Genomic DNA, 24,048 nt, shown 5'->3' on the forward strand with positions numbered 1-24,048 from the left:
ACGAGCCATGAGGCAAACAGTCATGAAAAAGATCATTCTCGCCGCGGCCACGACGATGTTCGTAGCCGCATGTGCCCAAAACCCCTACACCGGCGAACATGCGAAGACGGCGGGCGGCGCGACGATCGGCGCCGGCGCGGGTGCGATCCTCGGCGGCGTCGCGGCCGGTTCGGGCGACCGCACGAAAGGCGGCCTGATCGGCGCGGCGATCGGTGCGACGATCGGCGGTCTCGTCGGCCGCCAGATGGACAAACAGGAAGCCGAGCTGCGCCAGCAGATGGCCGGCACCGGCGTCGAAGTGCAGCGACAGGGCGACACGATCCGCTTGCAGGCGCCCGAGAACATCACGTTCGACACCAACCGCGCCGACGTCAAACCCCAGTTCCAGCCGGTCCTGGGCCAGCTCGCGCAAAGCATCCAGCAGTATCCGGACACCGTCGTGCAGGTCGAGGGGCACACCGATTCGACCGGCGCCGCGGCCTACAACCAGACCTTGTCCGAGAACCGCGCCGGTGCGGTGCGCAGCTACCTGATCCGCCAGGGCGTCGCCGCGAACCGCCTCGCCGCGGTCGGCTACGGTGCGACGCGCCCGGTCGCCGACAACAGCAGCGTTGCAGGGCGCGCGCAGAACCGGCGCGTCGAAGTGCTGATCGTGCCGACCCAGGCCTCCGCCCAGCAGCAACAGCAACAACAGCAGCCGGCGCCGGGACCGCGCTACTGATCCGCACCACGGCCGCCGCGACCTCACGCGGCGGCTTTCGCCGACGGTCGCGCCCCGAGCATCACCGACACTCGCGCCCCCGGTTTGGATGTTCTCTCACTTCCCCGGCTCAATCATCCAGGGGGCAAGCCGGGGTAAAACGAGCTGCCGATCCGGAGCAGTAAGGTCCGCTCCACGGCAGCGGGGGGATGTGCGAAAGGACGCGCCTCGGCCGAGCGGACTTTCGCCGCGCCCGGCGGACCGCTACGCTAGCGCACTCCCCGGCTCTCCTCCTCCGCCATGCCCTGGTTCGAAGAACATCCGCAACGCCGCCTGCTCAACGACGAAGTCCACGCCCGTCCGCCGGTGCCGCTGGAAACTCCGGAATTCGTCAGCTATCTCGCCTTTCTTCACGTCGAGGACAGCGCGAGCCGCGAAGCGGAGCACCTGAACGACCTCGCCGAGCAACTCGGCCTCGCCGAACCGGACGCATCCACCGGCCACGTGTCGCTCGACGCCGGGGCGTTCCGGCTGCGCTGGGAGCGGCACACCGAGTTTTCGAGCTACACCTTCTTCCACCGCAGCGAAGGCGACGACACGGTCGCGGGCCGGGCCTTGCTCGCGGTGCCGGCCGCGTGGCGCAGCAAGATTCCCGGGCAGCTGATCGTCGCGACGCACGTCGAAGTGCGCGATGCCGACGACGTGCCGCCAGAAACCGTGATCGCGCAGGATGAACACCAGTTCTCGCCGGTCGTCGCGTCGGGCGTCACCGCCGGCGCCGGCTGGGTGCTCACCGACTTCCAGATCGTCGACGGCTTCTCGCGATTCATCGTCTTCAACCGTTCGCTGACGCCGCGCCAGGCGGGCCGGACCGTGCAGCGCCTCGTCGAGATCGAGACCTACCGCGTGATGGCGCTGCTCGCGTTTCCGGTGGCGAAGGAGGTCGGGCGCCTGCTCGCGCGCGCCGAAAACGAGCTCGCCGACCTGACCGACGCGATGGGCCGGTCGACGGCGACCGATGACGAACGCAGCGTGCTCAACCGCCTCACGCGCCTGGCAGCCGACATCGAACGCTCGGTCGCACGGACTTCGTTCCGGTTCGGCGCGGCCGCGGCGTATTACCAGCTCGTGCGCCAGCGCATCGAGGACCTGCGCGAAGTCCGGCTCGACGGCTTTCCGCCGATCCGCGAGTTCATGGACCGCCGCCTCGCTCCGGCGATCGCGACCTGCGCGACGATGGCGCGCCGCCAGGAGGATCTGTCCAGCCGCATCGCGCGCAATTCGCAACTGCTGCGCACGCGGGTCGACATCGAGCTCGAGCGCCAGAACCAGGAACTCCTCGCGCAGATGAACCGTCGCGCCAAGCTGCAGCTACGGCTGCAGGAAACCGTCGAAGGCCTGTCGGTCGTCGCGATCACCTATTACGGCTCGCAGCTCGTGCAATACCTCGCGAAAGGCGGCAAGGATTTCCTCACGCCGGCGACGCCCGAAGTCGTCACCGCGGTGTCGATCCCGATCATCGCCGGCCTCGTCGCGCTCGGGCTGCGGCGGATGCGCCGCCAGCTCGCCGCCGAGGAAGCGGCGCCCGGGCACTGAACAAGCTGGCCTATAATCGCGTTTTGCCCTGAACGAGTCCCGCCGTGGCCCAACCCCTGTTCGAATCCACCATCCAGAGCCTGCCGCTGCTCGGCCGCGGCAAGGTCCGCGACATTTACGCCGTCGACGCCGACAAGCTGCTGATCGTCACCAGCGACCGCTTGTCCGCGTTCGACGTGATACTGCCGGACCCGATTCCGGACAAGGGCCGCGTGCTCACGGCGATGGCTAGCTTCTGGTTCAAGCGGCTCGGTCACATCGTGCCGAACCAGCTTACCGGCATCGACCCGGAATCCGTCGTCGCCGCCGGCGAGCGCGAGCAGGTGCGCGGCCGCGCGCTCGTCGTCAAGCGCCTGAAGCCGCTGCCGATCGAGGCGGTCGTGCGCGGCTACGTGATCGGCTCAGGCTGGAAGGACTACCAGGACACGGGCGCGATCTGCGGCATCACGCTGCCCGCCGGGCTGAAGCAGGCGGCGAAGCTGCCGTCGCCGATCTTCACGCCGGCATCGAAGGCCGACGTCGGCGATCATGACGAAAACATCTCGTTCGGCGAAGCGCAGACACGCTGCTCTGCCGCGCTCACCGACCTCCTAGCCGGCACCGGCAAGAACGGCGCGCAACTCGCCGCGCAAGCCCGCGACGCCGCGATCGCGCTCTACAGCGAAGCCGCGAATTACGCCATCGGGCGCGGCATCATCATCGCCGACACGAAGTTCGAGTTCGGCGTCGATGCGGCCGGCACGCTGCACCTGATCGACGAAGCGCTGACGCCGGATTCATCGCGCTTCTGGCCCGCCGACAGCTACCGCGAAGGCATCAGCCCGCCGAGCTACGACAAGCAGTACGTGCGCGACTACCTCGAAACGCTGACCTGGGGCAAGAAGGCGCCCGGCCCGAACCTGCCGGCCGACGTCATCGCCCGCACCGCGGCGAAGTACCGGGAAGCGTACGAGCGGCTGACCGGGCAGACGCTCGGCTGAGTTCTCCGCGCCCGCTGCCGACGGGCGCGACACGCTGAATCCCCCGGCATCGACCGGGGCAAGCACTCGGAGCCGACGCGCGTCGGCACCCTTTCCGATCCCGGAACGCGGGACGTCGGAGCCGGCTGCGGTTCGACCGGCGACGGGAACCGGCCGCCGTCGTTTGCGGCCCGGCCGCCGTCGTTCGCGGCCCGGCCGCCGTCGTTCGCGGCCCGGCCGCCGTCGTTCGCGGCCCGGCCGCCGTCGTTCGCGGCCCGGCCGCCGTCGTTCGCGGCCCGGCCGCCGTCGCCGGATTCCTCCGCTTCGGCGCGACACCGAAGCGAACCGAAAATTACAAGACGGCGCCCGACGCCGTCGCAGGGGGACACCATGTCATCGCCAGCATCGGGGCGCAACGTCGCGCTCGCGGTCGTCATCGCCGCCTACATCCTGTCGTTCTTCCATCGCTTCGCTCCCGCGGGCATCTCGCAGGACCTCGCGACCGCCTTCCAGACGAACGCCGCGTCGCTCGGCATCCTCGCGGCGACGTATTTCTACGTCTACACGGTGATGCAGATCCCGACCGGCATCCTCGTCGACACGCTCGGTCCGCGCCGCATCCTGCTGCTCGGCGGTCTCGTCGCCGCGGCCGGCAGCGCCCTCTTCGGACTGTCGCCCGACCTGAACCTTGCCCTCATCGGCCGCACGCTCGTCGGGCTCGGCGTTTCGGTCGTGTTCATCGCGATGCTCAAGCTGATCGCACTGTCGTTCGACGAACGCCGCTTCGCGACGATGGTCGGTCTGTCGATGCTCGTCGGCAACCTCGGTTCGGTGCTTGCCGGCACGCCGCTCGCGATGCTCGTCGAAGTCACGTCCTGGCGCGGCGTCTTCGTTGGCGCCGCCGTGCTCTCGGCGCTGCTCGGCGTGGCCTGCTGGCTGTTCATACGCGACGGCAGCGGTACGAAAACCGCGATCGACCGGACGGCGATCCTCGCCGGGCTCGTCGGCGTGCTGAAGAATCGCGAAACCTGGCCCGCGGTGATCGTGAACTTCGGCATCGGAGGCAGCTTCTTCGCGTTCGCCGGGCTGTGGGCGACGCCCTACCTTATGCAGGTCCACGAGATGAGCCGCGTCGTCGCCGCGAACCACCTGTCGCTGTATTTCGCCGGCTTCGCCGTCGGCTGCCTCGCGATGGGCTCGCTGTCGGATCGCCTCGCGCGGCGCAAGCCGGTCCTGACCAGTGCCGGCGTCGTCTATTGCGCGCTGTGGCTGGTCTGGCTTGCCGCGGTGCGCATGCCGGTCGGCGTCAGTTACGGGCTGTTCGGTCTGATGGGTCTCGCGACCGCGGGCTTCGCGCTGACCTGGGCGTGCGCAAAGGAAGTCAATCCCCCGCATCTGTCGGGCATGAGCACCAGCGTCACGAACATGGGCGGCTTCCTCGCCGGCGCCTTGCTGCAGCCGGCGGTCGGCGCGGCGCTCGACCTTGGCTGGGACGGCGCGCTCGTCAATGGCGTGCGCCAGTACTCGGTCGACACCTTCCGCGTCGGCCTCGCACTGCTCGCGGCGGCGGCCTTCACCGGCACGGCCGCCAGCGTGTTCATCCGCGAGACGCGCTGCCGCAACGTGTGGCAACCCCCAGCGGCCGCGCCCCTCGCTAGCGCCGCTCGCTGATCGGCGGCCCGTTCAGCGGCGGAGAGATCGACGACGGATTCCCGCCGTTCGCGAGTGCCGATCCGTTGGCGGGAGCGGAGCCGAGCAGGCCTCCCGTCCGTTGCTCCGGCTGCGTCGAGTCCGTCGACGCCTCAAGCGCGCGCGACGTCCGCACGACGTCGAAAAAAATGACGAAAAGCTACGCTGCGCAACGGCCCCGCCCGAAACCGAACTTCCGCGATCGGCGTTCCTCTAACCACCGCCGACGATTTCGGGTTCGTCATCCGCACCCAGGGTCGCGATGGCACTTCCCGCTCAGAAGGAGGCCGACATGGACAAGCCTTACGGCACACTCGACCGGCATTCCGATCAGCCCCACGTGCGTCCGATCGACATCGGCGATCCGTTCCGCTGGCTGCAGCGGGGCTGGGAGGACATGCGACGGAACCTGCCGGCGAGCGTGAGCTACGGCTTGCTGTTCAGCGGCATCGGCTACTTCATCCTCGCGTATACCAGCGGATTTCCGTATCTGCTCAGCGCGGCGATCTCGGGCTTTCTCCTCGTCGGCCCGCTCGCGGCGGCCGGCCTGTATGAAATATCGCGGCGCCAGGAGGACGGCGACATCATCACCTTCGGGGAATCGCTGCAGGGCTTCCGCGAGCACAGCGCCCACCTGCTGTACTTCGGCGCCTTCCTTGCCTTCGTGCTGCTCGGCTGGGAACGCCTGTCGGCAATCCTGTTCTCGGCCTTCGACGTGCACCACGTCGCGAGCGCCAGTGCCTTCGTGCAGGAGGTACTGCTTTCGGGGCAATACCCGGTGTTCATCGCGTCCTACGTCGTGGTCGGCGGCGTCATCGCCGCGATCGTGTTTTCGCTGTCGGTCGTCTCGGTGCCTCTCCTGATGGACCGCGACATCGACGTCGTGACCGCGATGGCGACCAGCGTGCGCGCGGTCGGGGCGAATCCCGGCGCGATGATCGTCTGGGCCGCGCTCCTCGTCGCGCTGATCGGCATCGGCTTCGCGACGCTCGCCGGCATGATCGTGCTGCTGCCGCTCGTCGGCCACGCGAGCTGGCATGCGTACAAGGACCTGATCGTCTAATGCTGCCCGACTGACGCCGGCCCGCAACCGGCGGTTAGAATCGGAGCGGTCTTCGGACTCGCCCCGCCGCCACCTTCCCACAGGAACAAGAGAACGAGAATGTCCAATCCCCTGCTCGATTTTTCGACCTTCCCCCGCTTCGACGACATCCGTCCGGAGCATGTCGCCCCGGCGATCCGCGAACTCATCGACGAAAACCGCAAGCTGATCGACGAACTCGTCGCCGACCCGGCGCCGCCGACCTGGGCGAACTTCGTGACGCCGATGACCGAGGAAGGCGAACGGCTCGGTCGCGCGTGGGGCATCGTCGGACACATGCACAGCGTCATGGACGTCCCGGAGTGGCGCGAAGCCTATAACGCGATGCTGCCCGAAGTGTCGAGCTTCTTTGCGGAAGTCGGTCAGAACCTCGAGCTGTACGACAAGTACCGGCAACTGCACGACAGCGCCGAGTACGACGCGCTCTCACCGGCGCGCCGGCGCATCATCGACCATGAACTGCGCGACTTCCGGCTGTCGGGCGCGGAACTGCCCGAGGCCGACAAACCGCGCTTCAAGGAAATCCAGGAAGAGCAATCGGCGCTCGCCGCGAAGTTCTCCGAAAACCTGCTCGACGCGACCAACGCCCATGCGGAATGGATCGAGGACGAAGCCGCTCTCGCGGGGCTGCCCGAGGATGCGATCGCCGCCGCCCGCGCCGCGGCCGAGCGGGACGGCCGACCGGGCTGGAAGTTCACGCTGCAGATGCCGGCCTATCTGCCGGTGATGCAGTACGCGGACAACCGCGAGCTGCGCGCACGCATGTACCGCGCGTACGCGACGCGCGCATCCGAGCAGGGCAAGTCCGAGCTCGACAACGGTCCGCTGATCGGCCGCATCCTCGCGCTGCGCGCCGAAGAGTCGAAGATGCTCGGCTACGACAACTTCGCTCAAGTCTCGCTCGTCGCGAAGATGGCGCAATCGACCGACGAAGTGCTCGGCTTCCTGCGCGAACTCGCTCGCAAGGCGAAGCCGTTCGCCGAACGCGACCTCGCCGAGCTGCGGGAATTCGCGCGCAGCGAGCTCGGCATCGAACCGCTGGAGCCGTGGGACGTGGGCTACGCGTCCGAAAAGCTGCGCGAAGCGCGCTATGCGTTCTCGGACCAGGAGGTGAAACAGTACTTCCCCGAACCGAAAGTGCTCGAAGGCCTCTTCGACGTGATCCGCGCCCTGTACGGCGTCGACATCGTCGCCGACGAGGCGCCGACGTGGGACCCGAGCGCGCGCTTCTTCCGCATCGACAAGGACGGTACGACCGTCGGCCACTTCTACCTCGATCTGCACGCGCGCGAAACCAAGCGCGGCGGCGCGTGGATGGATTCGGCGCGGAGCCGCCAGGTCGGCCCGCGCGGCACGCAGACGCCGATCGCCTACCTGGTCTGCAACTTCCCCGGCCCGGTCGGCGGCAAGCCCGCGACCTTCACGCACGACGACGTGCTGACGCTGTTCCACGAATGCGGCCACGGTCTGCACCACCTTTTGACGCGCGTCGACGACCTCGCCGTGTCCGGCATTCACGGCGTCGAGTGGGACGCGGTCGAACTGCCGAGCCAGTTCATGGAAAACTTCTGCTGGGAATGGGACGTGCTGTCCGGGATGACGTCGCACGTCGATACCGGTGCGGCGTTGCCGCGCGAACTCTTCGACAAGATGATCGCGGCGAAGAACTTCCAGAGCGGGATGCAGATGGTGCGTCAGCTCGAGTTCTCGCTGTTCGACCTGCGGCTGCACAGCGAAGTCGATGCCGCTTCCGGGCCGGTGCCGATCGAGCGCGTGATGGCGCTGCTCGCCGAAGTCCGGCGCGAAGTCGCGGTGATCATCCCGCCGGAATGGCATCGCTTTCCGCACAGCTTCTCGCACATCTTCGCCGGCGGCTACGCGGCGGGCTACTACAGCTACAAGTGGGCGGAGGTGCTGTCGGCGGATGCGTTCGAAGCCTTCGAGGAAGCCGGCGCCGGCAAAGGGTCGCTACTCGACCGGGATACCGGCGAGCGCTTCTGGCGCGAGATCCTCGCCGTCGGCGGCAGTCGGCCGGCGATCGAATCGTTCAAGGCCTTCCGCGGCCGCGAGCCGCGCGTCGACGCTCTGCTGCGCCATAACGGCATGGTGACCGCCTGAGTCGTGCCCGGGCGCTGGCCGATGGCTCCCCGGAAAGTCCGCCTAAAGGAAGGTGGCCTTGCCCTGGAGCACGCGGTCCTGCACCCGGCCCGGAACGCCGCGTTCGATCATGTTCATCTTGGCGTTCGCATGATCGCCGCCCCGCGCGAGATACTCGATGATCTCGCCGACGTACTGGCGCATGAGCCAATCCACGCGCATGTCGAGTCCAGCGTGCGCCATGTTGTCCTCCGTTACTGTTCGGCAATGCCCGCCCGCGGGCGGCGTCTCCGGGAGTAAAGCCAGTTCCGTGCCAAAGGGGCGATAACATGGGCGATAGCGACGATTTCCGCCCCAGGGGCCAGCGTAGCTCGAACGACGCGCCGATACTGTAAAAATTACCGACAACTTCTTGATCCCCGACGAAATGAAAATTGCGACCTGGAACGTCAACTCCCTGAAAGTCCGGCTGCCGCACGTGCTCGACTGGCTCGCCGCAAACGGGCCCGAGGTGCTGTGCCTGCAGGAACTCAAGATGGAGGACAAGGGCTTTCCCGTCGCCGAACTCGAAGCGGCCGGATACCGTTGCGCGTACAGCGGACAGAAGACCTACAACGGCGTCGCGATCCTGAGCCGTAGCGCGCCGCGCGACATCGTCGTCGGCATTCCGGGGCTCGACGACGAGCAGAAGCGCGTCCTCGCGGCGACCGTCGACGGCGTACGGATCATCTGCGCCTACTTTCCGAACGGCCAAGCCGTCGGCTCCGAGAAATTCGAATACAAGCTGCGCTGGCTCGCCGCGCTGACGGAGTGGCTGCGGACCGAGCTGAGCGCACACGAGAAGCTCGTGCTCACCGGCGACTTCAACATCGCGCCCGAAGATCGCGACGCTCATCCGAAATGGACCGACGACATCCACGTGTCGCCGCCGGAACGCGCGGCGTTCGCGGCGCTGACCGAGCTCGGCCTGTGCGACGCGTTCCGGCTTTTCCCGCAGGACGAGGGCAGCTACTCGTGGTGGGATTACCGGATGGGCGCGTTCCGCCGCAACTTCGGCCTGCGGATCGACCACATCCTGGTGTCGCCCGCGCTGCGCGACGCGTGTCTGGCGTGCTCCATCGACAAGGCGCCGCGCAAGCTCGAACGGCCCTCGGACCACGCGCCGGTGATGGTCGAACTCGATCGTCGGTGCCTGCCGGCGCCCGCGGAACAGCCGCTATGACTCGCCAGGAGGAAGTGCTCACACGCCTCGCGGAATGCTACCCGGTAATGGCCGCGCTGCCCGCGTCCGCGCAGCAGCGCCTGCTCGAAACCGCACATTGGACGCGCGTACCCGCCGGCGGCCTGCTCTTCGACGATCACCAGAGCTGCGAAGGTTTCCCGTTCGTCATCGAAGGGTCGGTGCGCGTCGTCAAGTCCGCGCCGAACGGGCGCGAGCTGCCGCTGTATCGCGTCGCGCCGGGCGAAACCTGCATCATCTCGTCGTCCTGCCTGCTCGGGCACGAGGCCTACAACGCGCGCGGCATCGCCGAAGCCGACACCTTGCTGATGCTGTTGCCGAAGAGCGAGTTCGATGCGCTGCTCGCCGAGCCGGCGTTCCGGGATTTCGTGTTCCATCTCTTCGCCGATCGCATCGCCGACCTGATGCAGCTCGTCGAGGAAGTCGCGTTCCACCGCCTCGACCAGCGACTCGCCGCGCTGTTGCTCGGCAAGGGACGCGTCCTGCACGTCACGCATCAGCAACTCGCCGACGAGCTCGGCAGCGTGCGTGAGTTCGTCAGCCGCCTGCTGAAGGGCTTCGCCGCGCAGGGGCTCGTCAAACCGTCGCGCGAACAGATCGAGATCCTCGACGCGGCGGGACTGCGGCGGGTCGCGAGCGGAAGCCGCGACAGCTGATGCTCATCTCGGCCGATGCGCAGCAACAAGCGATCGCCGAGCGACGGCGTTCCGCCCCGTGGCGTCTTCTTGGGCGATCGCCTGTGTAACCGGGGTTACAGACGCCGCCTGTCCCGAGTGCTGAAATCCCTCCGTACCCACTCATGGACGGAGAAGATCATGACCTCGAACGTTGGCGGCATCGACAAGGTGCTTCGCATCCTCGCCGGAATCACATTGCTGATCCTCGCGACTCTCGGCATCGGCACGCCGTGGACCTGGATCGGCATCGTCCCGCTCGCGACCGGCCTCCTCGGCTGGTGCCCGGCTTATTCGATCTTCGGCGTCAAGACCTGCCCGATGAAGAAGGCCTGACACGTCCGCCTCCGCAGCGCGAGCGACAATTCAGGAATCCGGAAATTCGAAGATCCGGAAATCCGGGAATCCGGGAATCCGACGAGTTTTCGCCGCGCGGGCGCCGCGATCGCCAGCTCGATACCTTACTCGCGGCCGGCCGCGGAAAGCTTCGCCGCGACGTGGTTCGCGATCGCGACATAGTCGGCGACCGTCAGCCGCTCGCCGCGCAGCCCCGGGTCGAGCCCGAGCGCGGCAAAATCGGCCTCGTCGAGATGCTCGCGCAGCGTGTTGCGCAGCGTTTTGCGCCGTTGGCCGAACGCCGCGGCGACGATGCGCTCGAGCAGTGCCTCGTCCGTCGCGGTCAGCGCCTCGGGCGGCAGCGGCACCATACGCACGATGCTCGACGTGACCTTCGGCGCGGGACGGAACGCGCCGGGCGGCACGTCGAACAGCCGACCCATCCGGAAGCGGTATTGCAGCATCACCGAGAGCCGGCCGTAATCCTCGGTGCCCGGCTCGGCGACCATGCGCATCACGACTTCCTTCTGCAGCATGAAGGTCATGTCCCGAACCTGCGCCGCGAAGCCGGCGAGGTGGAACAGCAGCGGCGTCGAGATGTTGTACGGCAGGTTGCCGACGACCCGCAGCGGCGCGCCGAGCGTGCCGAAATCGAACTTCAGCGCGTCGCCCTCGTGGATCGTCAGCCGTTCCGGGGAGTAGCGCTCGTGCAGGCGGGCGATCAGATCGCGATCGATCTCGACGACATGCAGATGCCCGAGGCGCTCGACGAGCGGGTCGGTCATCGCGCCGAGGCCCGGACCGATCTCGACGACGGTTTCGCCCGCGACCGGCCGGATCGCGTCGATGATCTTGCGGATGATGTTGGGATCGGACAGGAAGTTCTGGCCGAAGCGCTTGCGCGCGCGATGTTCACTCATGAACGGGCTCTGGTTGTTCGTTACGGGCGGAGGGGCCGCCAGCCCGGGGTCGCGGTTCGGACCGCTACGGCGCGGCGTGTGCGCGCAAGGCCTCAGGAAGCGGCCTCGGCCATGCCGGTCGCGAGCTCCACGGCCGCGAACAGGCTGCCCGGGTCGGCACGGCCGGTGCCGGCGAGATCGAGCGCGGTGCCGTGGTCGACGGACGTACGGATGATCGGCAGCCCCAGCGTGACATTGACGCCGCCGCCGAAGCTCGCGTGTTTGAGCACCGGCAGGCCCTGGTCGTGATACATCGCCAGCACCGCGTCCCCTTGCGCGAGCGTGTGCGGCACGAACAGCGTGTCGGCGGGCAACGGGCCGACGAGGCACATCCCCGCCGACCGCAGCTTGTCGAGCACCGGCGCGATGACGTCGATTTCCTCCCGCCCCATGTGCCCGCCTTCACCGGCGTGCGGGTTCAGTCCGGCGACCAGGATGCGCGGGGCAGCGAGCCCGAAGCGTCCGACGAGGTCCGCGTGCAGGATACGCAGCGTGTCCTCGAGCACCTCCCGCGTGATCGCGGCGGGCACCGCGGCGAGCGGCAGATGCGTCGTCGCGAGCGCTACCCGCAGCCCGCCGCCGACCAGCATCATGACGACCCGGGGTGTGCCGGTGCGCTCGGCGAAATATTCGGTGTGCCCGCTGAACGGCACCCCGCCGTCATTGATCACGCCCTTGTGCACCGGCGCGGTGACGACACCGGCGAACTCGCCGCCGCGGCAGCCGTCGAGCGCGCGGTCGAGCAGCGCGAGCACATAAGGCGCGTTGGCGACATCGAGCCGGCCGGGCACCGCGGGCGCGCCGAGCGGCACGTGCAGGACTTCGACAACACCCTCCGGAGCGGGGACACCGCGCTTGAATGGGCGCACCTCCGCGACACCGGCCGCACGCTCGCGCACCAGCCCGATATCGCCGAGCACGACGAGCCGGGCTCGCCATGCGCGCGACGCGAGCTGCGCGCAGAGCTCCGGCCCGACGCCAGCCGGTTCGCCGCTCGTGATCGCGAGGACCGGACGGGGGCGCACGCGCCTACTCCTTCTCCGTGCGGTATTCGACGTAGGTGCGATCGCGCAGCTGACGCAGCCAGTCCTCGTAGGCCTCGTCGGACTTGCGCTCGCGCAGCGCGTTGCGGGCGCCGTTGCGCTTGCGCTCGTCGGTGACGTCCTGCACGCGCCGCGCGTCGACCTTGATCAGGTGCCAGCCGAACGGCGAGCGCACCGGCGCGCTGACTTCACCCGGCTGCAATGCGTTCATCACGCGCTCGAATTCCGGCACGGTGTCGCCCGGATTCAGCCAGCCGAGGTCGCCGCCTTTCGCCGCGGACATGTCGGCCGAGTTCGCTTTCGCGAGCTCGCCGAAGTCGGCGCCGTTGACGATCCGTTCGCGCAGCGCGACGAGCCGGCTCTCGGCGTCGCTGTCGCTGATGATCTCGGACGTGCGGATCAGGATGTGGCGCGCGCGCGTCTGTTCGAGCTGCTGCTGATCCCCAGCGCCACCGCCGCGCTTGTCGACGAGCTTGACGATATGCAGGCCTGCGGCGCTGCGCATCAGCGGCGACACTTCGCCGGGCTGCAGCTTGCGGACCACGTCGGCAAACATCGCCGGCAGGCGGTCGCGGCCGCGCCAGCCGAGTTGGCCGCCGTTCATCGCGTCGGGCGCATCGGAGTTCGCCGCCGCGAGGCGGCCGAAGTCTTCGCCGCTGCGCAACCGCGCGACGACGTTTTCGGCGCGTGCGGACAGGCGCGCGAGCTGCTGTGGCGTCGCGCCTTCCGGGACGCGCATCAGGATGTGCGCGACGAGGAATTCCTCGCCGGACATCGCGTCGGGATTGTTCGCGAGAAAGTTGTCGACTTCCGCGTCGGTGACCACGATGCGGCCATCGACCTCGCGCTCGCGCAGGCGCGACAGCAGAATTTCGGTGCGGATCTCGTTGCGGAAGCGGTCCCAGCCGATGCCGTCCTTCTCGAGCGCCGCACGCAGGTCCGCCTGGTTGAGCTTGTTGTTCTCGGCGATGCGGGAGATCGCGCGTTCGAGGGTCGCATCATCGACTTGCAGCGAGGTCTCGCGCGCGAACTGGATCTGCGCGCGCTCGAGGACCAGGCGCTCGAGGAGCTGCTTTTCGAGCACTTCGGCCGGGGGCAGCGGCGTGCCCTGGCGGTTGAGCTGGTGCATCGCCTGCTGCACCCGCTCACGCAACTCGAGCGTCGTGATGACCTCGTCGTTGACGATCGCGACGATGCGATCGACTTCGACGTTCTTCGCCGGGGCGGCCGATGTTGCGGGCACGCTAGGCGTCGGCTCCGCCTGCACGGACTGCGCGAGTTTGAGGCGTGCCGGCTCGGCTGCGGACGCGACGAAAGGCAGGGTCGCGCACCAAAGACCGGCGGTAAGGGCGAGGCTGACACGCGGGGAAATTCGTTTCATGGTTTCCAGGAAGAAATGTTGCGGCGTTGCGCTGTTCAGTAGGCGCCGAAGACGCGGTTACCGACGGGCTCGTTGATCTTGCCATAGCCCGGCACGCTGCGCCGGAGCAGGTTGATCGGACTCGATCCGACGCTCGCGAGGCCGTTGAGTTCAAGCTGCACGAAGATCGCCTGGGTCACGTCGTCCGGGTTCGTCGCGAAGCGATGGACCGCGGTGCGCAACGCCCAGCAACCGCCGTCGTATTCGAGACCGGCGATCGTTTCGGTGATGCGGCTCTCCTTCAGCGAGCGGGTCACGCGCGCAACGCCGTACCAGTTGCGCCCGAGCGGCCACTGACCGGATACGTCGACGTCCTCGAAGCCCGCGGCGGTGACGCCGGTGAGGACGTCGCGACGTGAATAGCGGTAGCGGACGTTCAGCGCCTTCGCGTAAGCCGGCTGATAGCGAACGCCGAAGTTGAAGCGCTCGGTCCAGCTGTCGTTCGGGTTGTACTGCCACGCCGATTCGATCGACGAAGTCTGCGTGACGCGGCCGCTGAACGCGGCGAGGACATCGGCCCGCCGGCCGGTGCGAGGAATCTCGCCCGGCATCGTGACCTCCTGATCCCGGAGGTAATACCGCTGCCCCACCGTCGCGCGCATGCGCTCGGCGCCGGTCTCCGGGTCGATCAGCCGCGACGTCACGGCGGCGGTGATCTGGTTCGCATCGGCGATGCGGTCGCCGCCCGAATACAGGTTCTCGGAGAAGATCTGCGCGAAGCCGAAGTCGTAGCGTGCGGTATCGAAAATCGGAATATCGCTCTGATCTTCGTGCGGCACGTTCACGTAATAGATCCGCGGCTCGAGCGTCTGCAGGTAGCCTTGGCCGAAGTAGGTCGTGTCGCGCTCGAAGTTCAGCCCGGCGTCGAGCGTGAAGATCGGCAGCGAGCGGGTGATCGAATCCTTCAATCCGGCCTCATGCTGCGGACGGTCGAGTTCGTATTGCGTGTGATGCACGCCGATCTTCGGCGTCACGTAGTAACCGGCCCGCTCGAACGGCAGCGCGACCTGCGGATAGAGCGTGAACCGGCTGCCGGTGTTGAGCTCTTTTTCCGGATGGTCGAACTGCACATACTCGCCGCGGAACGCGAAAGTGGTGCCGAGCGGCAGGTCGTTGCGGTTCGCGTTGAGCAGCAATTGCGGCAGGCGGCGATAGGGTTCGACCGGCTTAACGAGCTCGTCGGTCACCAGCGTCTGGTAGCTCTGCACGAGCGCGGACGCGCTCCACCAGTCGCTCGGTGCGTAGGTCAGCCGGCCTTCGCGCAACAGGTTCACCTTCGACGACATCGATACGTTCGAGCTCAGGTCCTCGAAGTACTCGTCGTCGGATACGGCATTGAGATCGATCGAGCCGAAGAGGCCCGGCGCGATGACCTGCTGGTGCTGCAACGCGCCGAGCGTACGCTCCTCCCCGGTGACGCGGTCCCTCGGCATCCATTCGACCTGGAGCTCGCCCGAATACCCCGGCGTGAGATAGCGGAACTCGTTCGAGAGCTGCACGCCGCGCCGTCCCATGAAGCGCGGCGCGATCGTCATGTCGTAGTTCGGCGCGATGTTCCAGTAGTACGGCACCGACACGTCGACGCCGACCTTGTTGGACACGCCGTAACTCGGCATCAGGAAACCGGACTGCCGCTGCCCGACGAGCGGGAATTCCGCCCACGGCCACCAGAAGATCGGCGTGTCCTTGAAGATCATCGACGCGCCGCGTGCAGTTCCGACTTCGCGGTCGTAATCGAGTTGCAGGTCGCGCGTCCTGAGGTACCAGTCGGGGTCGTCGGGCTTGCACGTGGACCAGGTCGCATTTTTCAGCCGGTACTGGTTTTCGCCTTCGAAGTACATCGTGTCGGCATGCCCGCTGCCCTCGATCACGCGCGGCGCTTCGCCGGGCGTCGTCGACTCGGACTGGCGCGACAGGCTGTACTGCGGCGACGCGAATTCGCCGACCTGATCGGTGATTTTCAGTCGGGCGTCGGGCCCCGAGATCACCGTCGTGCCCTGCTCGAGGCGGACGTTGCCGTGCGCCTCGGCCTCGTCGGTGACCTCGCGATATACGAGACGGTCGCCGGTCAGCACGACGTCTTCGCGCCGCAGTTCGGCACTGCCCTCGGCGACGAGCTCGACGCTGCGCGTGCCGTAGATCCGGTCGGCGGTGATGTCGGTCGCGCCGGGGGCGAGCGCAGCACGATCGGTCGCGGGCGGCGCCGTTCCGTCGGTCGGAGCGGGAGCGGCGCCGGGGGCTCGCGCGGACGCTGGTGCCGCGCCGGCGGGCGCTCCAGGTGCGGGCGACGACGGGCGGGCGGCGGCAGGCGAACCGCTGCCAGCCGGCGCTTCCTGCTCCGGAGGTTTCGTCTCGACGCCCGGCCGCGGACGACTCTTGATCAGGTCGGGCGAAATCACGAGCGGCGGCAGTCCGGCGGCGATGGACGGAGCCGAAAGACAGCAGATCAGCAGCGGAATCAGTCGCAGCCGGGTTCTCAATTCCGTTTCGCGCAAACGTCTTCCCCTGTCATGAACATTGTTCGCCCGACGGTGCCCGGCACGGTCGCGGCCTTTGTTAAACTCGCGGATTTTACACGAAGCCTCGCGGAGAACCCGGTGCAAAGACTCGCCCGACTGAATGACTGGCTGACTGCGCAGTTGCCCGGAAAGCATTTCGAGCTCGCACCCGCCTCGGCCGACGCGAGCTTCCGGCGCTATTTCCGCGTGCGGCTCGCGGAAGACGGCAGCACGCGGATCGTGATGGACGCGCCGCCCGAGCACGAGGACACGCGGCCATGGCTGAAAGTCGCCGAGCTCTTCGGCGCCGCCGGCGCGCATGTGCCCGAAGTGCTCGCGCAAGACCCGGAACAAGGCTTCCTGCTGCTGTCGGACCTCGGCAGCACGACATACCTCGCCGCGCTGAACCCCAACAACGCGGCACATCTCTACGCCGACGCGCTCGGCGCGCTGATCGCGATCCAGAAGACGAGCCGCCCCGGTGTGCTGCCGGAGTATTCGCGCGAGTTGCTGCGGCGCGAGCTGATGCTGTTCCCGGAGTGGTACGTCGCGCGCCACAAGGGCGTCACGCTCGACGAGCGCGAACGGCAAACGCTCGACACCGTTTTCGACCGCATCCTCGCGGTGAACCTCGCCGAGCCGCAGGTCTTCGTGCACCGCGACTACCATTCGCGCAACCTGATGTACCTCGCCGACGGCGCGAATCCGGGCATCATCGACTTCCAGGACGCGGTCTTCGGCCCGCTGACCTACGACCTCGCGTCGCTATTCAAGGACGCCTACATCCGCTGGGAAGAGGATTTCACGCTCGACCTCCTCGCACGCTACTGGGAGGCGGCGCGCAAGCTCGGCCTGCCGGTGCGCGCGGACTTCTCGGATTTCCACCGCGATTACGAGTGGATGGGCGTGCAGCGCCACATCAAGGTGCTCGGCATCTTCGCGCGCCTCGCCCACCGCGACGGCAAGGACGGCTATCTCGCCGACATGCCGCTGGTGATGGACTACCTGCGGCGCGCGTGCAAGCGCTACCGCGACCTCACGCCGCTGCTGCGGCTGCTCGACCGGCTCGACCCGGAGCCCGTCGAAGTCGGCTACACGTTCTGATGCGCGCGATGATCCTCGCCGCCGGGCGCGGCGAACGGATGCGCCCGCTGACCGACACCTGCCCGAAGCCGCTGCTCGAAGCCGGGGGCAAGCCGCTGATCGTGTGGCATATCGAGCGGCTGCGCGACGCCGGCTTCGACGCGATCGTCATCAACCACGCCCACCTCGGCGCGATGATCGAGGCCGCGCTCGGCGATGGCCGGCAGTTCGGCGTGCAGATCCGCTATTCGGCCGAGCGCGAGGCGCTCGAAACCGCCGGCGGCATCCGCCAGGCACTGCCGCTGCTCGGCGACGCACCCTTCCTCGTCGCGAACGGCGACATCTTCTGCGACATCGATCTCGCGGCGCTGCGCAGCGCCGGCGAGTCGGTCGCACCGGCCGGCGACCTCGCGCTGCTGGCGATGGTTCCGAATCCGCCGCATCATCCGGCCGGCGACTTTCGCCTCGACGCCGGCCGACTCACACGCGTCGGCGAACTGCGGCTCACGTTCTCCGGCCTCGGCGTCTATCACCCGTCGCTCTTCGCCGGGATCGCGCCGGGGGCGAAGGCGCCGCTCGCGCCGCTGCTGCGCGACGCAATGGACGCCGGCAAGGTCGGCGGCTTGCTCCACGCGGGTTACTGGCTCGACGTCGGCACGCCGGCCCGGCTCGCGGAACTCGACCAGCACTTGCGCTCGGCGGCCGAACGTGCGGACCATGCGCGGGTCGAACCCGGAAAACAACAGCCATGACCTCCCCGATGAAGACACCCGCAGAGAACCCCGGCTTCGACCTCGCGCCGTTCCGCGTCCGCCGCGAAAGGCTGCTCGCACGCATGGCGGCGCTCGGCGGCGGCATCGCCGTGCTGCCGACCGCGCCGGAATGCACGCGCAACCGCGACACCCATTACCCGTTCCGCTTCGACAGCTATTTTCACTACCTCACCGGCTTCGGCGAGCCCGAAGCCGTCGTCGTGCTGGTCGCCGACGACAAGCCCAAGAGCATCCTGTTCTGCCGCACGAAGGACGAGGAGCGCGAGATCTGGGACGGTTACCGCTTCGGGCCGGATGCAGCACGCGAGCGCTTCGGCTTCGACGAAGCCTGGACGATCGGCGACTTCGACGCGCGCTTCGCCGACCTCCTCGCGAACCGTCCGACGCTGTGGTGCGGGCTCGGCTACGACACCGATTGGGACGCGCGGCTGATGCGAGGCCTCAACACGGTGCGCGCGAACGCGCGCGCTGGCGCGGTGCCGCCGCATTCGATCCGCGACGTGCGCGCCGAACTCGACGAGATGCGGCTCGTCAAGGACGAGACCGAGCTCGCGGTGATGCGCCGCGCCGGCGCGATTTCGGGCGATGCCCATCGGCGCGCCATGGCGGCAACGCGGCCGGGCCGCTTCGAGTACGAGATCGAGGCCGAGCTGCTGCATGCGTTCCGCTGCGCCGGCAGCCAGTCGCCCGCCTACCCGTCGATCGTCGCGAGCGGCGCGAACGCCTGCGTGCTGCATTACATCGACAACGGCTGTCGCATGAGCGACGGCGACCTGCTGCTGATCGACGCCGGCTGCGAGCTCGACGGCTACGCGTCCGACATCACGCGCACTTTCCCGGTCAACGGCCGCTTCAGCGCCGCCCAGCGCGACATCTACGAGCTCGTGCTCGCGGCGCAAGCGGCCGCGAAGGAAGCGATCTTCCCCGGCGCGACCTGGAACGAACCCCACGACGCAGCGGTCCGCGTCCTCGCCCGCGGACTGATCGACCTGAAACTCCTCGCCGGCAGCGGCGACGCCGTCGTCGAACAGGGTCTCTACCGACGCTTCTACATGCATCGCACCGGCCACTGGCTCGGCCGCGACGTTCACGACGCCGGCGAATACAAGCGCGACGGCGACTGGCGCCCTCTCGAACCGGGCATGGTGCTGACCGTCGAGCCGGGGTGTTACATCCCCGCGGCCGAGGACGTGCCCGAAGCATTTTGGAATATCGGCGTGCGCATCGAGGACGACGCCGTCGTCACTGCCGGCGGCTGCGAGTTCATCACCGACACCGCGCCGCGCTCGGTCGCGGAGATCGAAGCGGTGATGCGCGAAGCGCGCGAGCGCGACACCCCTGTCGGCAACTCTGCCGCGCAAGAGGACCGCAATGCCGCAGCATGACCTGCTGATCGTCGGCGCCGGCCCCGTCGGCCTCGCGCTTGCGCTCGCGCTGAAAGACAGCGGGCTCGGCATCGTGCTCGTCGATGCCCGGGCACGCGCTGCCGTGCTCGCCGACCCGCGCATCCTCGCGCTCGCGCATGGCACGCGCCTGACGCTCGAGCGCCTCGGCGTCTGGGACGAACTCCCCGCGACGGCTATCCGCACGATCCACGTCTCGCAGCAGGGCGGCTTCGGCCGCACGCTGTTGCAGGCGGAGGACTACGGCGTCGACGCGCTCGGCTATGTCGCGCCGGCAGGTGCGCTCGCAGGCGCGCTGCGGGTCGCGGTCGAGCGCGCCGGCATCCCCGTGGTCGACGAAACGGAAGTCGTGGCGCTGAATCCGGCCGCCGGACAAGTCGTCGCGAGCCTGGCGGGCAGCGGCGCGTCGGCGCACGACGGCAGCCTGGGCGCGAAGCTCGTCGCTTGCGCCGAGGGCGGGCTGAAAGGCGCGGAACCGGACATCGTCGAGCACGACTACTGGCAGCACGCGCTGATCGCGCGCCTCGGTGTCGCGAACGGGCACGGCGGCGTCGCGTTCGAGCGCTTCACGCCGGAAGGACCGATCGCGCTGCTGCCGCACGAGGGACATTTCGCGCTGGTCCACGTCGTTGCACCGGAGCGTGCGACCGAGCTGCTCGCGCTCCCCGACGCCGCGTATGTCGAGCTCGTGCAGCAGCGCTTCGGCAACCGGGTGCGGCTGACCACCGTCGCCGACCGTCTGCGCTACCCGCTGCTGCTGCGCTACCGCCGCGATCCGATTGGCGCGCGCACGGTCTGGCTCGGCAATGCCGCGCAGACGCTGCACCCGGTCGCCGGCCAGGGGTTCAATCTCGCGCTGCGCGACGTCTTTGCACTCGCACAGACGCTGCAGGACCATCCCGGCGACCCCGGCACAGCGGCGACACTCTCCGCGTATCGCGACAACCGCCGCCTCGATCGCTTCGGCGCGATCCGTTTCACCGACGCTCTGGTGCGGATCTTCAGCAACGACCTCGAATTCGTGCGCGCCGCCCGCGGCGCCGCACTGTTCGCGCTCGACGCGGTTCCGCCGCTGCGCCACTTCGTCGCCCGCCGCATGATGTTCGGCGCCCGCGCGTGGCCGTGATCGGCAGCGTCCGCCAGTAGGCGCGCTGCGATCTGAAACACGCCGCGGGCGCTGCCGCACACGCCCCCACCTGGCCGGCCGGGCGCCCGTCGCCCCCCGCTCTTGACGCACCCGCCCCGCCGTCGCGCGCCGGCGGAAGTACGTCACGCCGTCAATTCCGCCGAACGGTCGTAACGTTTTGTTTCCGGATATGATTCGCCCCGCCGATCTCCCGGCATCCCGGTTTTCCTCATGAACAAGCACATGCGAATCCGCTACAAGATCACGCTCGCAGTCGGTGTCGCCATCACCACCGTGCTCGTCGCGATGGCGATGTTCTACACGCGCTTCCAGGAGCAGTCCGTGCTGCGGCAGAACGAGCGGACGATGCAGAAACTCACCGAGAGCGTCGCGCAGGGGCTGCAGGCGGTGATGCTCGCAGGCTCCGCGGACATCGCCGAATCGTATGCCGATCGCCTCAAGACCGTCAGCGACGTCATCGACTTCCGCATCCTGCGCAAGAACGGCAACGAGGCATTCCGCGACAACGAGACGATCGCGAAGGTCAATCGCCGGCGCGGCGAGGAGAGCTTCGCGCCGCGGGACACCGAAATGGAGGTGCCGGTCCTCGCGGCCGACGACCCGAATCTGCACACGACGATCGAGAGCGGCAAAGCCGTGCCGGTGTACGACCGGGACGCGGACGGCAACCGCATACTGACCTTTCTCGCGCCGATCAAGGCGATCGAGTCATGCAGCCGTTGCCACGGCAGCGGCGAAGCGGTGCGGGGCGTCATCAAGCTCACGACTTCGCTCGCGTCGGTCGAGCGCGACATTCTCGAACTGCGGCAATATTCGCTCGGCGGGCTCGCCCTCGGCCTGATGGCGACGATGCTCCTCACCGGCTACATGCTCGGCCGCATCGTCGTCAACCCGCTCGAAAAAGTCATGGCGGCGATGGGCCGCGTCTCGGGCGGCGACCTCGATCACCAGGTGCCGATCGACAGCCGCGACGAGCTCGGCCGCATGGCGAGCAGCTTCAACCGGATGACCTACGAGCTGAAGACCTCGTACGACGGGCTGCGCCGCGAGCAGGACAAGTTGACGACGATCATCCACGGCGCCGGCGAAGGCATCGTCGTCACCGACGGCAGCGGCAAGGTCGTGCTGGTGAATCCGGCCGCCGAGCGTCTGCTCGAAAAATCCGCGTGCCAGATCATCGGCGAAGGTTTCGAGCATCTCATCGACGACCCCGAAGCGATGCGCACCTGGCTCGCGCAGGAAGCGCACGAAGGGCCGGCGACCGCGGCCTACAAGGGCCGCACCTTCCATGTCTACGCCTCGACGATCCTCGGCACCGATGCGCATGTCGTCGGGTCGGCGGCGCTGCTGCGCGACATCACCGAGGAAAAGCGACTCGAAGAGGAACTGCGCCGGCTGTCGACGACCGACGGCCTGACATCCCTCTACAACCGCCGGCATCTCGACGAAACGCTGAACACCGAATATCACCGCGCGATCCGCACGCACACCCCGCTCGCGGTGGTGATGTTCGATATCGATCACTTCAAGAAATTCAACGATACCTACGGGCACGATCAGGGCGACCGCGTGTTGCAGGCGGTCGCGCACAACTTCCGCGATGCGTTGCGCAAATACGATCTCGCATGCCGTTACGGCGGCGAAGAGTTCGTCGGCATCCTGCCGAACACGACGCTGGAAGGCGCCTACTGCGTCGCCGAACGGCTGCGCGCCGACATCGAGGACAGCGAAGTGGACGGGCTGAAAGTCACGATCAGCCTCGGCGTCGCCGCCTTTCCCGAAATCGCCATCGGATCGGCGGACGAACTCGTCGAGGCGGCCGACCGCGCGCTGTACGAATCGAAGGCAAACGGTCGGAACCGGACGACGCGCGCCGCGCCGCTGCCGTCCGCGGTAACGGCGTGAACCTCCACGGCACGTGCATACGTGGGATGCCTCCCCGTGATGCATTCGGCGACGACCGGGCATTGGGCTGCTCGGTCGTCGCGGCATGGGGTAAAATGCCGCCTCTTCCCCGAACACCCTACCCCTCGATGCAGTACGCCGGCTTCTCCCTGCGCAACAATCTCTTCGTCGCCCCGATGGCCGGAGTCACCGACCGGCCGTTCCGGCAGCTGTGCAAGAAGCTCGGCGCCGGCGTCGCCGTGTCCGAGATGGTGACCTCGAACTCGCTCCTCTACGGCAGCGCCAAGACGCGCCGTCGCGCGAACCACGAGGGGGAAGTCGATCCGATCTCGGTGCAGATCGCCGGCGCCGATCCGAAGATGATGGCCGACGCGGCGCGCTACAACGCCGACAACGGCGCGCAGATCATCGACATCAACATGGGTTGCCCGGCGAAAAAGGTCTGCAACGTCATGGCAGGCTCGGCGCTGATGCAGGACGAGCCGCTCGTCGCGCGCATCCTCGAGGCGGTCGTCGCCGCGGTGCCCGACACCCCCGTGACGCTCAAATTCCGCACGGGCTGGAACCGCGAGCACCGCAACGCGCCGACGATCGCCCGCATCGCCGAAGCCTCCGGAATCCGCGCGATCGCGATCCATGGCCGCACCCGCGCCGACCAGTACATGGGCGACGCCGAATACGACACGATCGCGCACGTGAAGTCGCTGGTAAACATCCCGGTGATCGCCAACGGCGACATCACGTCGCCCGAAAAGGCGAAGTACGTGCTCGACTACACCGGCGCCGACGGCGTGATGATCGGCCGCGCCGCGCAGGGCCGGCCGTGGATCTTCCGCGAGATCGAACATTTCCTCGCGACCGGCGAGCTGCTTCCGCCGCCGCTCGTGGCCGAGATCCTGGACGTCTGCCGGGCGCATCTGGCGGACCTGTACGCGTTCTATGGCGAGGAAACCGGCGTCAAGATCGCGCGCAAGCACATCTCCTGGTACACCAAGGGCCTCGTCGGCTCGGCCGCTTTCCGCCGCGCGATGAACCAGCTCTCCGACGTGCGCGAACAACTCGACGCGGTCGAGGAATTCTTCGGCCGCCTCGCGGAGCAGGACGCGCGCCTGCTGTATGAAGAAGACATTGCGCAGGAACTCGCAGCATGACCCGCCCGAACGAGATCGCCGAGTCGATCCGCCGCACTCTCGACCAGTATTTCCGTGATCTGGACGGCGAAAAGCCGGCCGCGATCTACGAGATGGTGATCCGCAACGTCGAGCGCCCGATGCTCGAATTCGTCCTCAACCAGGCCAACGGTAACCAGACCGTCGCCGCGGAGATGCTGGGCATCAACCGCAACACGCTGCGGCGGAAACTCACCGAATACGAACTGCTATGACGCCGACGGCCGTGGTTCTGCGGCCGTCATGTTTTCCGAT

Annotated in this window: 21 protein-coding genes; 16 read left to right on the forward strand and 5 right to left on the reverse strand. The window is 67.9% G+C overall.

All coding sequences use genetic code 11. The features are described from left to right. Positions 1 to 22: 22 nt before the first annotated feature. From ROZ37_RS00490 to ROZ37_RS00515, 6 genes are all read left to right on the forward strand, one after another. Positions 23 to 721 (forward strand): OmpA family protein, encoded by a 699-nt coding sequence (locus ROZ37_RS00490; RefSeq protein ID WP_312656617.1) that lies wholly within the window; start codon positions 23 to 25, stop codon positions 719 to 721. Between the two features lie 279 nt (positions 722 to 1,000). Continuing rightward, positions 1,001 to 2,296 (forward strand): DUF3422 domain-containing protein, encoded by a 1,296-nt coding sequence (locus tag ROZ37_RS00495; RefSeq protein ID WP_312656619.1) that lies wholly within the window; start codon positions 1,001 to 1,003, stop codon positions 2,294 to 2,296. Between the two features lie 44 nt (positions 2,297 to 2,340). Next, a complete protein-coding gene (locus ROZ37_RS00500) occupies positions 2,341 to 3,276 on the forward strand; it encodes a phosphoribosylaminoimidazolesuccinocarboxamide synthase (RefSeq protein ID WP_312656621.1) in 936 nt (311 codons plus the stop codon). 369 nt (positions 3,277 to 3,645) lie between these two features. Beyond that, positions 3,646 to 4,926 carry an MFS transporter gene (locus ROZ37_RS00505; RefSeq protein ID WP_312656623.1) on the forward strand — a complete coding sequence of 427 codons (1,281 nt, stop codon included), beginning with the start codon at positions 3,646 to 3,648 and terminating at the stop codon, positions 4,924 to 4,926. Between the two features lie 310 nt (positions 4,927 to 5,236). Then, positions 5,237 to 6,007, forward strand: a complete 771-nt coding sequence (locus ROZ37_RS00510) for a DUF2189 domain-containing protein (RefSeq protein WP_312656625.1) — start codon at positions 5,237 to 5,239, stop codon at positions 6,005 to 6,007. Positions 6,008 to 6,106: 99 nt separating this feature from the next. Then, entirely contained in the window at positions 6,107 to 8,164 is a 2,058-nt protein-coding gene (locus ROZ37_RS00515) for a M3 family metallopeptidase (protein WP_312656626.1), read from the forward strand. A 42-nt stretch (positions 8,165 to 8,206) separates the two neighbouring features. Here the strand turns inward: ROZ37_RS00515 and ROZ37_RS00520 are convergent, their stop codons facing one another. Further along, complete coding sequence (locus ROZ37_RS00520; RefSeq protein WP_312656627.1) at positions 8,207 to 8,386, reverse strand: hypothetical protein; 180 nt, start codon at positions 8,384 to 8,386, stop codon at positions 8,207 to 8,209. Positions 8,387 to 8,570: 184 nt separating this feature from the next. On the opposite strand from ROZ37_RS00520, the gene xth reads away from it, so the two are divergent. From xth to ROZ37_RS00535, 3 genes are all read left to right on the forward strand, one after another. Continuing rightward, positions 8,571 to 9,365, forward strand: coding sequence for an exodeoxyribonuclease III (gene xth / locus ROZ37_RS00525; RefSeq protein ID WP_312656628.1), 795 nt, complete (start codon positions 8,571 to 8,573; stop codon positions 9,363 to 9,365). Then, positions 9,362 to 10,039 (forward strand): Crp/Fnr family transcriptional regulator, encoded by a 678-nt coding sequence (locus ROZ37_RS00530; protein ID WP_312656629.1) that lies wholly within the window; start codon positions 9,362 to 9,364, stop codon positions 10,037 to 10,039. Before xth ends, ROZ37_RS00530 begins: the two co-directional genes overlap by 4 nt. Positions 10,040 to 10,198: 159 nt before the next feature. Next, a complete protein-coding gene (locus ROZ37_RS00535) occupies positions 10,199 to 10,393 on the forward strand; it encodes a DUF2892 domain-containing protein (RefSeq protein ID WP_312656631.1) in 195 nt (64 codons plus the stop codon). Positions 10,394 to 10,518: 125 nt separating this feature from the next. Here ROZ37_RS00535 and rsmA read toward each other — a convergent pair whose 3' ends face one another. The 4 genes from rsmA to ROZ37_RS00555 form a co-directional block, all read right to left on the reverse strand. Further along, positions 10,519 to 11,313 (reverse strand): 16S rRNA (adenine(1518)-N(6)/adenine(1519)-N(6))-dimethyltransferase RsmA, encoded by a 795-nt coding sequence (rsmA, locus tag ROZ37_RS00540; protein WP_312656632.1) that lies wholly within the window; start codon positions 11,311 to 11,313, stop codon positions 10,519 to 10,521. Between the two features lie 92 nt (positions 11,314 to 11,405). After that, positions 11,406 to 12,377 (reverse strand): 4-hydroxythreonine-4-phosphate dehydrogenase PdxA, encoded by a 972-nt coding sequence (pdxA, locus tag ROZ37_RS00545; protein WP_312656633.1) that lies wholly within the window; start codon positions 12,375 to 12,377, stop codon positions 11,406 to 11,408. 4 nt (positions 12,378 to 12,381) lie between these two features. Continuing rightward, positions 12,382 to 13,776, reverse strand: a complete 1,395-nt coding sequence (locus ROZ37_RS00550) for a peptidylprolyl isomerase (RefSeq protein ID WP_312656635.1) — start codon at positions 13,774 to 13,776, stop codon at positions 12,382 to 12,384. Between the two features lie 35 nt (positions 13,777 to 13,811). After that, a complete protein-coding gene (locus ROZ37_RS00555; protein ID WP_312656636.1) occupies positions 13,812 to 16,295 on the reverse strand; it encodes an LPS-assembly protein LptD in 2,484 nt (827 codons plus the stop codon). A gap of 117 nt (positions 16,296 to 16,412) precedes the next feature. On the opposite strand from ROZ37_RS00555, the gene ROZ37_RS00560 reads away from it, so the two are divergent. The 7 genes from ROZ37_RS00560 to ROZ37_RS00590 all read left to right on the forward strand — a co-directional run bounded on the left by ROZ37_RS00560 (position 16,413) and on the right by ROZ37_RS00590 (position 24,008). After that, the gene (locus ROZ37_RS00560; RefSeq protein WP_312656637.1) at positions 16,413 to 17,417 is read left to right on the forward strand and encodes a phosphotransferase; all 1,005 of its coding nucleotides are present in this window, start codon (positions 16,413 to 16,415) and stop codon (positions 17,415 to 17,417) included. Between the two features lie 8 nt (positions 17,418 to 17,425). Beyond that, complete coding sequence (gene murU, locus ROZ37_RS00565) at positions 17,426 to 18,148, forward strand: N-acetylmuramate alpha-1-phosphate uridylyltransferase MurU (protein ID WP_312657478.1); 723 nt, start codon at positions 17,426 to 17,428, stop codon at positions 18,146 to 18,148. An 8-nt stretch (positions 18,149 to 18,156) separates the two neighbouring features. After that, complete coding sequence (locus ROZ37_RS00570; protein WP_312656638.1) at positions 18,157 to 19,554, forward strand: aminopeptidase P N-terminal domain-containing protein; 1,398 nt, start codon at positions 18,157 to 18,159, stop codon at positions 19,552 to 19,554. Next, positions 19,541 to 20,698 (forward strand): FAD-dependent monooxygenase, encoded by a 1,158-nt coding sequence (locus ROZ37_RS00575; RefSeq protein ID WP_312656640.1) that lies wholly within the window; start codon positions 19,541 to 19,543, stop codon positions 20,696 to 20,698. The genes ROZ37_RS00570 and ROZ37_RS00575 overlap by 14 nt, the downstream gene beginning before the upstream one ends. A gap of 231 nt (positions 20,699 to 20,929) precedes the next feature. Further along, entirely contained in the window at positions 20,930 to 22,624 is a 1,695-nt protein-coding gene (locus tag ROZ37_RS00580) for a diguanylate cyclase (protein WP_312656641.1), read from the forward strand. Positions 22,625 to 22,752: 128 nt separating this feature from the next. Next, positions 22,753 to 23,775: a tRNA dihydrouridine synthase DusB gene (gene dusB, locus ROZ37_RS00585; protein WP_312657479.1), complete on the forward strand. Its 1,023-nt coding sequence runs from the start codon at positions 22,753 to 22,755 to the stop codon at positions 23,773 to 23,775. Further along, entirely contained in the window at positions 23,772 to 24,008 is a 237-nt protein-coding gene (locus ROZ37_RS00590; RefSeq protein WP_312656642.1) for a helix-turn-helix domain-containing protein, read from the forward strand. Before dusB ends, ROZ37_RS00590 begins: the two co-directional genes overlap by 4 nt. The last annotated feature ends 40 nt before the right edge of the window (positions 24,009 to 24,048 follow it).

The organism is Aromatoleum sp., from assembly GCF_032027225.1.
Classification (GTDB): Bacteria; Pseudomonadota; Gammaproteobacteria; order Burkholderiales; family Rhodocyclaceae; genus Aromatoleum.

What these genes read in the sequence shown, in the direction of transcription:
- ROZ37_RS00490 (WP_312656617.1), top strand. Translation starts at nt 23, where the DNA reads ATGAAAAAGATCATTCTCGCCGCGGCCACGACGATGTTCGTAGCCGCA.
- ROZ37_RS00495 (WP_312656619.1), top strand. Translation starts at nt 1,001, where the DNA reads ATGCCCTGGTTCGAAGAACATCCGCAACGCCGCCTGCTCAACGACGAA.
- ROZ37_RS00505 (WP_312656623.1), top strand. Translation starts at nt 3,646, where the DNA reads ATGTCATCGCCAGCATCGGGGCGCAACGTCGCGCTCGCGGTCGTCATC.
- ROZ37_RS00510 (WP_312656625.1), top strand. Translation starts at nt 5,237, where the DNA reads ATGGACAAGCCTTACGGCACACTCGACCGGCATTCCGATCAGCCCCAC.
- ROZ37_RS00515 (WP_312656626.1), top strand. Translation starts at nt 6,107, where the DNA reads ATGTCCAATCCCCTGCTCGATTTTTCGACCTTCCCCCGCTTCGACGAC.
- ROZ37_RS00520 (WP_312656627.1), bottom strand. Translation starts at nt 8,386, where the DNA reads ATGGCGCACGCTGGACTCGACATGCGCGTGGATTGGCTCATGCGCCAG.
- xth (WP_312656628.1), top strand. Translation starts at nt 8,571, where the DNA reads ATGAAAATTGCGACCTGGAACGTCAACTCCCTGAAAGTCCGGCTGCCG.
- ROZ37_RS00530 (WP_312656629.1), top strand. Translation starts at nt 9,362, where the DNA reads ATGACTCGCCAGGAGGAAGTGCTCACACGCCTCGCGGAATGCTACCCG.
- ROZ37_RS00535 (WP_312656631.1), top strand. Translation starts at nt 10,199, where the DNA reads ATGACCTCGAACGTTGGCGGCATCGACAAGGTGCTTCGCATCCTCGCC.
- rsmA (WP_312656632.1), bottom strand. Translation starts at nt 11,313, where the DNA reads ATGAGTGAACATCGCGCGCGCAAGCGCTTCGGCCAGAACTTCCTGTCC.
- ROZ37_RS00550 (WP_312656635.1), bottom strand. Translation starts at nt 13,776, where the DNA reads ATGAAACGAATTTCCCCGCGTGTCAGCCTCGCCCTTACCGCCGGTCTT.
- murU (WP_312657478.1), top strand. Translation starts at nt 17,426, where the DNA reads ATGATCCTCGCCGCCGGGCGCGGCGAACGGATGCGCCCGCTGACCGAC.
- ROZ37_RS00570 (WP_312656638.1), top strand. Translation starts at nt 18,157, where the DNA reads ATGAAGACACCCGCAGAGAACCCCGGCTTCGACCTCGCGCCGTTCCGC.
- ROZ37_RS00575 (WP_312656640.1), top strand. Translation starts at nt 19,541, where the DNA reads ATGCCGCAGCATGACCTGCTGATCGTCGGCGCCGGCCCCGTCGGCCTC.
- ROZ37_RS00580 (WP_312656641.1), top strand. Translation starts at nt 20,930, where the DNA reads ATGAACAAGCACATGCGAATCCGCTACAAGATCACGCTCGCAGTCGGT.
- dusB (WP_312657479.1), top strand. Translation starts at nt 22,753, where the DNA reads ATGCAGTACGCCGGCTTCTCCCTGCGCAACAATCTCTTCGTCGCCCCG.
- ROZ37_RS00590 (WP_312656642.1), top strand. Translation starts at nt 23,772, where the DNA reads ATGACCCGCCCGAACGAGATCGCCGAGTCGATCCGCCGCACTCTCGAC.